Origin of the sequence: Pseudomonas sp. PD9R, assembly GCF_019200975.1 — a bacterium.
GTDB lineage: Bacteria > Pseudomonadota > Gammaproteobacteria > Pseudomonadales > Pseudomonadaceae > Aquipseudomonas.
This window is the reverse complement of record NZ_JAHTMR010000023.1, coordinates 62820-73248: the sequence shown is the minus strand read 5'-3', so window position 1 is coordinate 73248 and position 10429 is coordinate 62820. Positions and strand designations below refer to the sequence as shown.

At 59.3% G+C, this 10429-nt stretch carries 6 protein-coding genes; 2 read left to right on the top strand and 4 right to left on the bottom strand.

What is annotated here, in order from left to right; translation table 11 throughout:
* Nucleotides 1–70 precede the first annotated feature (70 nt).
* The 3 genes from KUF73_RS28700 to KUF73_RS28690 form a co-directional block, all read right to left on the bottom strand.
* A complete protein-coding gene (locus KUF73_RS28700) occupies nt 71–1945 on the bottom strand; it encodes an MFS transporter (protein WP_218441330.1) in 1875 nt (624 codons plus the stop codon).
* Between the two features lie 94 nt (nt 1946–2039).
* Nucleotides 2040–3191 carry a TDT family transporter gene (locus KUF73_RS28695; RefSeq protein WP_218441329.1) on the bottom strand — a complete coding sequence of 384 codons (1152 nt, stop codon included), beginning with the start codon at nt 3189–3191 and terminating at the stop codon, nt 2040–2042.
* Between the two features lie 123 nt (nt 3192–3314).
* Nucleotides 3315–4505: an MFS transporter gene (locus KUF73_RS28690; RefSeq protein ID WP_218441328.1), complete on the bottom strand. Its 1191-nt coding sequence runs from the start codon at nt 4503–4505 to the stop codon at nt 3315–3317.
* A 130-nt stretch (nt 4506–4635) separates the two neighbouring features.
* Between KUF73_RS28690 and KUF73_RS28685 the strand changes: the two genes are divergently transcribed.
* Nucleotides 4636–5172 (top strand): TetR/AcrR family transcriptional regulator, encoded by a 537-nt coding sequence (locus KUF73_RS28685; RefSeq protein WP_218441327.1) that lies wholly within the window; start codon nt 4636–4638, stop codon nt 5170–5172.
* Nucleotides 5173–5394: 222 nt separating this feature from the next.
* Nucleotides 5395–8865, top strand: coding sequence for a hybrid sensor histidine kinase/response regulator (locus KUF73_RS28680; RefSeq protein ID WP_218441326.1), 3471 nt, complete (start codon nt 5395–5397; stop codon nt 8863–8865).
* A 94-nt stretch (nt 8866–8959) separates the two neighbouring features.
* Here the strand turns inward: KUF73_RS28680 and rmuC are convergent, their stop codons facing one another.
* On the bottom strand, nt 8960–10324 hold the full coding sequence (gene rmuC, locus KUF73_RS28675; RefSeq protein ID WP_218441331.1) for a DNA recombination protein RmuC: 1365 nt from the start codon (nt 10322–10324) through the stop codon (nt 8960–8962).
* Between the last annotated feature and the right edge of the window lie 105 nt (nt 10325–10429).

Sequence of the window (10429 nt, the reverse complement as noted above, 5' to 3'; positions counted from 1 at the left end):
CGATGAACGTAAACGACACAAAAACCTGTGGGGGCCGGGCTTGCCCGCGATGGGCCAGCACAGTCACCGACTATCTAACGGCCCCGCGCAACTCCCCAACCATCGCTTGCAACTTCGCAGGCTCCGCCGCTTCAGCCGCCACCGCCGGCCCCGCCACCAACGTCACCCGCGACCACAATCGGTGAAACAACCCCTTGCCCGGATCGCGGCTGAAGAAACTCCCCCACAATCCCTGCAACGCTAATGGAATCACTGGCACCGGCGTCTCTTCGAGAATCCGCTTCAGCCCGCCCTTGAATTCGTTGATCTCGCCATCGGTGGTCAACTTGCCCTCAGGGAAGATGCACACCAACTCACCGTCCTTCAGGTATTGGGCAATACGCGTGAAGGCCTTTTCGTAAATCTGAATGTCTTCCTGACGCCCTGCAATCGGAATGGTCCCCGCTGTGCGAAAGATAAAATTCAGCACCGGCAAGTTGTAGATTTTGTAGTACATCACAAAGCGAATCGGCCTACGCACCGCGCCACCAATCAACAAGGCATCGACGAACGACACGTGGTTGCACACCAGCAACGCCGCGCCCTCGTCCGGGATCAAGTCGAGGTTGCGATGCGCCACGCGGTACATGGAATGGCTGAGCAGCCAGATCATGAAACGCATGGTGAACTCAGGGACGATTTTGAAAATGTAGGCGTTGACGCCAATGTTCAGCAGCGACACCACCAGGAACAACTGCGGGATCGACAACTTGACCACGCTCAGCAAGATGATCGAGACAATCGCCGAGACCACCATGAACAGCGCATTGAGAATGTTGTTGGCGGCAATGACTCGAGCCCGCTCGTTCTCAGCGGTGCGTGACTGGATCAGCGCGTACAGCGGCACGATATAGAAACCACCGAAGATACCCAGCCCAAGGATGTCTGATAACACTAGCCAAGTGTGTCCAAACCCGAGAATCTCGATCCAGCCATGGCCCAGGGCGCTGTCCGGAATTCCACCGGAATGCCACCACAGCAACAAACCGAACACGGTCAGACCGAAAGAGCCGAACGGCACCAGGCCGATTTCGACTTTGCGCCCGGACAATTTCTCACAAAGCATCGAACCCAGCGCGATACCGACCGAGAACACGGTAAGGATCAGCGTTACTACGGTTTCGTCGCCGTGCATCCATTCCTTGGCATACGCCGGGATCTGCGTCAGATAAATCGCTCCGACAAACCAGAACCACGAGTTGCCGACAATCGAGCGCGACACCGCAGGGGTTTGCCCCAGGCCCAACTTCAACGTGGCCCAGGACTGGCTGAAAATGTTCCAGTTGAGGCGCATCTCGGGCGATGCCGCCGCGGCCCGTGGAATGCTGCGACTGGCCAGGTAACCGAGCACGGCAATGCCGACAATTGCCGCGGAGACAATGGGTGCGTAATGACTGGACGACATCATGATTCCGGCACCAATGGTCCCGGCCAGAATCGCCAGGAAGGTGCCCATCTCCACCAGACCGTTGCCACCCACCAACTCGTCTTCACGCAGGGCTTGGGGCAGGATCGAGTATTTCACCGGCCCGAACAGCGCCGAGTGCGTGCCCATCGCGAACAGCGCCACCAGCATCAGCGACAGGTGATCGAACAGGAAACCGACCGCGCCGACCGCCATGATGGCGATTTCCCCGAGTTTGATCAGACGGATCAGCGCGTCCTTGGCGAACTTTTCCCCGAACTGCCCGGCCAAGGCCGAGAACAGGAAAAACGGCAGGATGAACAGCAGCGCACACAGGTTGACCCAGATCGAACGATCACCGTCGATGGTCAGCTTGTACAAAATGGCGAGGATCAACGACTGCTTGAAGATGTTGTCGTTGAACGCCCCGAGGGACTGCGTGACGAAAAACGGCAGGAAACGCCGGGTGCGCAGCAAGGTGAACTGTGAGGGGTGACTCATCTTCCATGTTTCCCTTTGGGTAGAGAATGGCCTGGATACTGTTATTGGAATGCCGAATATCGATCCAGGCCACACATTATCTAATCATTGCGGGTCATTTCTTTAAACCTGCAATACAAGGTGAGACAAACAACTCACCCCGCCATGCGCCCTGAACCGTGCGCTTGGCTACGATCAGCCACATCACCGCCAGCAGCGTCACCAGCACACAACCGAAGGCAGTGAAAAACGTCAGTTGCAGCGTGTTGGCCAATTTCAACGTTGCCAGAGAATAGACGCCCAACGGGAAGGTGAAACCCCACCAGCCAAGATTGAACGGAATGCCGGCGCGCAGATAACGCACGGTGATCAGCACCGCTATCAGCATCCACCACAAACCAAAACCCCAGAGCGTGATGCCGGCGACCAGGCCCAGACCGGCTGCAATCTCACCGATGCCTGGCAAACCATTGGCGGCAAAAATTGCCGGGGCGTCGGCGCCCAGAAGCAACATACCCAGCGCACCCGTCCCGATCGGCCCAAGTGCCAGCCAGCTCGAAGCGGCCATGTTTTCGTGAGGTAATTTATGCAGCGCCATGCGCAGCAGCAGTATCGTCAGAATGCTGAACGCTACCGGCAAGGAAAATGCCCAGAGCACGTAACTGGTCACCAGTACCACCAGTTGCGAGTGCGCATCGACCAGATGCGGTGCCAGTAAGCCACCGCTGGCAGCCGCCACTTCTGCCGCGACCACCGGCAACAGCCACACGGCGGTCATCTGGTCGATGCTGTGTTCCTGGCGGGTGAACATCATGTAGGGGATCAGTACGCCGCATGCCAGCGACATCGCCACATCCAGCCACCATAAAGCTTCGGCTAACGGAATCACGCCGTCGCCCCAGCGCGGCAGGCCGAACAGCAAAAAGCCGTTGATGATGGTTGCGAGCCCCATGGGGATGGTGCCGAAAAACATCGAAACCGTGGAATGACCGAAAATCCTGCGCGCCTCATCAAAAAATAACGTCCACCGGGCCGCGTACAGTGTCGTGAACAGCAGAAACAGAAAGATATTCAAGAGCCAAAGGGCTTCCGCAACCCCGCGCAAAACGGGACTTGCGACTGGCAATTGCGCCAAGGCCAATGCGAGCACACCAGTGCCCATGGTGGCGGCAAACCAGTTTGGGGTGAACTGGCGAATGACTTCACGCGGGTGCTGCAAATACCTGAACGGTTTGATACCGGGTTTGGTGGTGTTGGGGCATGTCATGGTGAACTCCTGTCCTCTGGTGAGGTGGAGCCCATCATAGATCCGGATTGAATATCTATATAACGGGTAATTTCTCTAACTGTTATCTACTTTATAGATACTCAATCGGACAGGATTTTATGGCTAACTGGCAGCGCTACACACATTCGCTGACCGCTGACGCATAAATGCCAACAACGCGCCCACCGCCAGGACTATCAACACAGCGCCGTATCCATCGGTGGTCGCCAACAGACCAAAGATTCTCGTCAGATTCCCTGCCAGCAATGCCGGCAGACAGAACGCCAGGTAACTGAGCACATAAAACGCCGACATCAATCCCGCGCGCTCATGGGGCAAGGCCAGTGGCACAAGGCTGCGCAAAGCACCGAGGAAACCAGCACCAAAACCGCAGCCGGCTACCAGTGTCCCCGCAAAAAATAGCCAGAGACTCGCGCTGTGCACCCCAGTCAGAATCAGCATAACGCCCACTGCCAGCAGGCTGGCACCCAGCGGCAAAACCTTGTTTGCGGGACGATTGCGCAAGGTGTAGATCATCAAGGCACCGGTCACCGTCAACGCAGCGACCGTCGCCCCGCCAATCAGATTCGAGGTTGAACCGGTGGCGGTGCGCACCAGAGAAGGTGCCAGCGAGGCATAAAAACCGCCAAGTGCCCATACCGCCACGTTGAGCGGCATCACCAGCCATAACGCGCGACGCGCCTGAGTCGGCACATGCAGGGTCGGGCGCAGCGAAGCCCAGGCACCCGATTGCAGGCTCACGCTTTCCGGCAGGCGCCAGACGTACAGCGCCTGCAGCGCAAACAGCGTGAACAACACCCAATAAGTCAGCTGCAATGGAAACGGCGCGAACTCGGCCAACAAGCCACAGCCCATGGCCCCCGCCGCCATCCCCAGCAATGGCGCGACACTATTGACCAGCGGCCCTTGCTGGCGGTCGGTGTCCAGCAGTGCAGCACTCAATACGGCAGTGGCCATGCCAGTGGCAAACCCTTGCAGGAGTCGGGCATTGATCAACCACGCTACGCTGTTGGCGTTTATAAACAGCAGCAGTGCCAGCATGTTCAACAGTACGGCAGCAAAGATCACCGGTTTTCGCCCGAGAAAATCCGAGAGCGAACCTACGGTCAACAAAGCCACCAACAAGCTGATGGCATATGCGCCGAATATGAGCGTCAGCGTCGCTGCCGAAAACTGCAATTGCTCCTGGTACAGGTGGTACAACGGCGTCGGCGCTGTTGAAGCGGCGAGAAAACTGAGCAACGTGATCGCCAGGAACCACAGGCTGCTTCGGTTTGAATGAGAACTGGACATGAGCACACTCCGCAAAAGCTAATTTTTTGCTTTTGCGGAGTGTGCTACTGCTTAGCGCTTAAAGCAAATTCTTTGTGTTAAGGTCGGATGCATAGCCATACAAGGCCGAGAAAGAGACAGGAAAGACGCAATGACAGCGCCTACTTTACGTCCCGGTGGCCGCAGCGCCCGGGTGCAGGAATCGATTCACAAGGCCGTGCACGATTTGCTCGAAGAACAGGACCGCGCCACCGTCACCGTGCCGCAAATCGCCACGCGCGCGGGCGTCACGCCTTCAACGATTTACCGACGCTGGGGTGATTTATCGGCGCTGCTGGCGGACGTTGCCCTCGCCCGCATGCAACCGGAAACCGAGTCGGCCAATACTGGCAGCCTGGCGGGTGATGTGCGGGCCTGGGCGGAACAGTATCTGGACGAGATGAGCTCCGAGCCCGGCCGCAACATGCTGCGCGATGTGCAGTCGAGCCTTAAACCGAGCTATTGCGCGACCATTATCGGCGGGCAGTTACAGTTGATTCTGAATCGTTACCCGGACGAGCCGAAGCCTGGTGTTGATCGATTGATCAACATGGTGGCTGCGCCCATCGTGTTTCGCATTCTGTTTTCCGAGGCGCCGCTGGAGGTTGAGGAGCTACATAAGCTGATCGAGCTTGCGGTAAGTCAGTAACGACGCCATCGCGAGCAAGCTTCGCGCCTACAGTTCGTGCCATCTGTAGGAGCGAGGCTTGCCCGCGAAGCAGACAGATCCAACACCGAAAATCTTGCTGCCCTCCACCCTGCGACACCCCGCCACGCCACGACCTTGGTCGACACTGACTAACCCCTGCCATCGTGCGAGACTGTCTGTCCGGGCGGGAGACCCGGGTGTCTTTGGTTGCCTGGAGTTCCCATGTCGCTGTCCAGCGGGCTGATTGCCGCCGTCGCCCTGGCCTATATGGCCATCATGTTTGCCATCGCCTTTTACGGTGACCGTCGCAGCGCGCCGTTACCGCCGAGGGTGCGTGCCTGGGTGTACAGCCTGTCGCTGGCCGTTTATTGCACCAGTTGGACCTTCTTTGGTGCCGTAGGCCAGGCAGCAGAACAGCTTTGGTCATTCCTGCCGATCTACCTCGGGCCGATCCTGTTGCTGGTCGGTGCGCCGTGGGTGCTGCAAAAAATGGTGATGATCAGCAAGCAGGAGAACATCACCTCGATTGCCGACTTCATTGCCGCCCGTTATGGCAAATCCCAATCGCTGGCCGTCGTCGTCGCATTAATCTGCCTGGTCGGCGTGCTGCCTTACATCGCCTTACAGCTCAAGGGCATCGTGCTCGGCGTGAACCTGCTGATCGGTGCCGGCGCCGATGCCATGGGCGTTCGCGCGCAGGACACCGCGCTGATTGTGTCGCTGGTGCTCGCGTTGTTCACCATCGTCTTCGGTACTCGCAACCTCGATGCCACGGAACACCACCGCGGCATGGTGCTGGCCATTGCCTTCGAGGCGCTGGTGAAGCTGTTTGCGTTTCTGGCGGTCGGTGCGTACGTGACCTACGGCCTGTACGACGGTTTCGACGACCTGTTCGACCAGGCCATGCTCGCCCCGCGCTTGGAAGAATACTGGAAGGAAACCATCAACTGGCCGTCAATGGTGGTGCAGACCGGGGTGGCGATGATGGCGATCATCTGCCTGCCGCGACAGTTTCACGTGACTGTTGTGGAGAACATCGACCCCCAGGATCTACGTCTGGCTAAATGGGTATTCCCGGCCTACCTCGCGTTGGCGGCCCTGTTCGTCGTCCCCATCGCGCTGGCGGGACAGATGCTGCTGCCCAGTTCAGTCCTGCCCGATTCCTTTGTCATCAGCCTGCCGCTGGCCCAGGCACACCCGGCCCTCGCGTTGCTGGCCTTTATTGGCGGCGCCTCGGCGGCGACTGGCATGGTGATTGTGGCCAGTGTGGCGCTGTCGACCATGGTTTCCAACGACATGTTGCTGCCATGGTTGCTGCGTCGTAACAACGCCGAGCGCCCGTTCGAAGTATTCCGCCAGTGGATGCTCTCGGTGCGCCGCGTGACCATCGTGGTCATTCTGCTGCTGGCCTACGTCAGCTATCGGCTGCTGGGCTCGACCGCCAGCCTGGCCACCATCGGCCAAATTGCCTTCGCCGCCGTGACACAACTGGCACCCGCCATGCTCGGTGCGCTGTACTGGAAACAGGCGAATCGCCGCGGCGTATTCGCCGGTCTCGCCGCCGGGACATTCTTGTGGTTCTACACCCTGATTCTGCCGATTGCCGCCCACAGCCTGGGGTGGTCGCTGAACAGCTTCCCGGGCCTGGCCTGGCTGCACGGCAACCCGCTGCACCTGCCTATTACCCCGCTGACCCAAGGTGTGGTGCTGTCCCTTGCCGGTAACTTCACGCTGTTCGCCTGGGTGTCGGTTTTGTCACGTACGCGGGTCTCGGAACACTGGCAGGCCGGCCGCTTCATCGGTCAGGAAATCAGTGCCCGACCCAGCGCCCGCTCGATGCTGGCGGTACAGATCGACGACTTGCTGCAACTGGCGGCACGTTTCGTCGGTGAGGAGCGCGCGCGCCAGAGCTTCATCCGATTTGCTTACCGTCAGGGCAAGGGTTTCAACCCGAACCAGAACGCCGACGGAGAATGGATCGCTCACACCGAGCGCTTGCTCGCCGGTGTGCTGGGCGCCTCGTCGACGCGCGCAGTGGTAAAAGCCGCCATCGAAGGTCGGGAGATGCAACTGGAAGACGTCGTGCGCATCGCCGACGAAGCCTCGGAGGTCCTGCAATTCAACCGTGCGTTATTGCAAGGGGCGATCGAGAACATTACCCAGGGCATCAGTGTGGTCGACCAGTCGCTGAAACTGGTGGCTTGGAACCGACGCTACCTGGAGCTGTTCAACTACCCGGATGGCTTGATCAGCGTCGGCCGACCGATTGCCGACATCATACGTCACAACGCCGAACGCGGCCTGTGCGGCCCCGGCGAAGCCGAAGTGCACGTCGCCCGCCGCTTGCACTGGATGCGTCAGGGCCGCGCACATACATCCGAGCGTTTGTTCCCCAACGGTCGGGTGATCGAGCTAATCGGCAACCCGATGCCGGGCGGCGGCTTCGTCATGAGTTTCACCGACATCACTGCGTTCCGCGAAGCCGAGCAAGCGCTGACCGAAGCTAACGAAGGACTGGAACAACGGGTTACCGAACGTACCCACGAACTGTCACAGCTCAACGTTGCCCTGACCGAAGCCAAGGGCACCGCTGAGGCGGCTAACCAATCAAAAACCCGCTTTCTGGCAGCCGTCAGCCATGACTTGATGCAACCTCTGAACGCTGCACGACTGTTCTCTGCCGCCCTTAACCATCAGGACGACGGCTTGTCCGGCGAGGCGCAGAAACTGGTGCAGCACCTGGACAGCTCGCTACGTTCAGCCGAAGACCTGATCAGCGATTTGCTGGATATCTCTCGACTGGAAAACGGCAAGATCAATCCGGATCCCAAGCCGTTTGCGCTTAATGAATTGTTCGACACCCTCGGCGCTGAATTCAAGGCACTGGCGCGGGAACAGGGATTGGACTTCCGCGTCAGGGGCAGCACGCTGCGCATCGACAGCGACATCAAACTGTTGCGCCGGATTCTGCAAAACTTCCTGACCAATGCCTTCCGATACGCCAAAGGCCCAGTCCTGCTGGGAGTCCGTCGACATAAAGGCGAGCTGTCCCTGGAAGTCTGGGACCGTGGTCCGGGCATTCCAGAAGATAAGCAGCAGGTGATTTTCGAGGAATTCAAACGTCTCGACAGCCATCAGACACGCGCCGAAAAAGGCCTCGGTCTGGGCCTCGCGATTGCCGACGGGTTGTGCCGCGTGCTCGGGCATTCCTTGCGCGTCCGTTCCTGGCCAGGACGCGGCAGCGTGTTTAGCGTCAGCGTGCCGCTGGCCCGTGCACAAACTTCGCTGCCGGCCAAGGTTGCCGAACTCAATGGCAAACTGCTCAGCGGTGCGCAGGTTCTGTGCATCGACAACGAGGACAGCATCCTGATCGGCATGAACAGCTTGCTGACGCGCTGGGGTTGTCAGGTCTGGACCGCGCGCAACCGCGATGAATGCATGGCATTGCTCGCCGACGGCGTACGTCCACAATTGGCGCTGGTGGACTACCACCTGGACCATGGCGAAACGGGAACCGAGTTGATGGCCTGGCTGCGAACCCGTCTGGGTGAGCCCGTGCCGGGGGTGGTGATCAGCGCCGACGGGCGTCCGGAGACGATGGCGCAGGTGCACGCGGCGGGGCTGGATTATTTGGCCAAACCGGTGAAACCGGCAGCGTTGCGGGCGTTGTTGAGTCGGTATTTGCCGTTGTAACGTGGTGCCAGCGAAAAGATCGCAGCGGAGAACGCAATTCCATGTAGGAGCTGCCGCAGGCTGCGATCTTTTGATCTTTTGATCTTCTGATCGATTACTCAGGCAACTCAACTAACCCATCGACATCCGTCATCGCCCGCTCCAGCAAATCCGACGGCAAACTTTTGCTCGCTCTCGCCCCCAGCAACTTGAGCTGCTCACTGCGGCTGACCAGGTTGCCGCGGCCTTCTGTCAGCTTGTTGCGCGCCGAGCTGTAGGCTTTGTCCAGTTGCTGCAAGCGATTGCCGACTTCGTCCAGATCCTGAATAAACAATACGAACTTGTCGTACAGCCACCCGGCGCGTTCGGCGATTTCCCGGGCGTTCTGGCTCTGGCGCTCTTGCTTCCACAGGCTGTCGATGACGCGCAGGGTTGCCAGCAGGGTCGTCGGGCTCACAATCACAATGTTGCGGTCGAACGCCTCCTGGAACAGCGTCGGCTCAGCCTGCAACGCCGCGGAAAACGCCGCTTCGATCGGCACGAACAACAGAACAAAATCCAGGCTGTGCAAGCCGTCGAGGCGCTTGTAATCCTTACCGGCCAGCCCTTTCACGTGATTGCGCAGGGACAGCACATGCTGCTTGATGGCGATCTGGCCGATGCCTTCGTCTTCGGCTGCAACGTACTGCTGATAGGCCGTAAGGCTGACTTTAGAGTCGACCACCACCTGCTTGTCGCCTGGCAGATAGATGATCACGTCCGGCTGGAAACGCTCGCCATCCGGACCTTTGAGGTTGACCTGGGTCTGGTACTCGCGGCCCTTCTCCAACCCGGCATGCTCAAGCACCCGCTCCAGAATCAGTTCACCCCAGTTACCTTGGGTTTTCTGCCCTTTCAAGGCGCGGGTCAGGTTGGTCGCTTCATCGCTCAAGCGCAGATTGAGTTGTTGCAGACGCTCCAGCTCCTTGGCCAGCGAAAAGCGTTCCCGGGCTTCAGCCTGATAACTTTCCTCGACGCGCTTTTCAAAAGACTGGATGCGCTCCTTCAACGGGTCGAGCAACTGGCCGAGGCGCTGCTGGCTGGTTTCGGCAAATCGCTGCTCACGCTCATCGAAGATCTTCCCTGCCAGTTCGGCGAATTGCGCACGCAGCTCATCTCGCGAGCCTTGCAGGTCGTTGAGGCGCTGCTGATGGCTGTCCTGCTGCTCACGTAACTCAGCATTGAGTGAAGCGGCCTGTGCGTCCAGGCGGCGCAATTCGGCCTCTTTGCCGGCGCGTTCGATGTTCCAGGCGTGGGAGGCATCGCGAGCATCGTCACGTTCGATTTGCAGCAGTTCGACTTCACGGCGCAGAGCGGCCAGATCGGCTTGCTTGGCGGCGTTGGCCTGACCCAGATCGGCGATTTCATCGCGACTGGCTTCGAGCTGGGCAGTCAAACCATCTTGAGCCAGATGCTCCGTAGCCAGGCGCTGCTCCAGCAGGCCAACTTCAGCCTGCGCGTTGCTCGCCCGACGTTGCAGTTGCCAGGCCAATACCAGTAACGGCAGCCCAGCGCCTGCCAGCCCAAGCAATGCGCTGGTCAAGTC

What these genes read in the sequence shown, in the direction of transcription:
- KUF73_RS28700 (WP_218441330.1), bottom strand. Translation starts at nt 1,945, where the DNA reads ATGAGTCACCCCTCACAGTTCACCTTGCTGCGCACCCGGCGTTTCCTG.
- KUF73_RS28695 (WP_218441329.1), bottom strand. Translation starts at nt 3,191, where the DNA reads ATGACATGCCCCAACACCACCAAACCCGGTATCAAACCGTTCAGGTAT.
- KUF73_RS28690 (WP_218441328.1), bottom strand. Translation starts at nt 4,505, where the DNA reads ATGTCCAGTTCTCATTCAAACCGAAGCAGCCTGTGGTTCCTGGCGATC.
- KUF73_RS28685 (WP_218441327.1), top strand. Translation starts at nt 4,636, where the DNA reads ATGACAGCGCCTACTTTACGTCCCGGTGGCCGCAGCGCCCGGGTGCAG.
- KUF73_RS28680 (WP_218441326.1), top strand. Translation starts at nt 5,395, where the DNA reads ATGTCGCTGTCCAGCGGGCTGATTGCCGCCGTCGCCCTGGCCTATATG.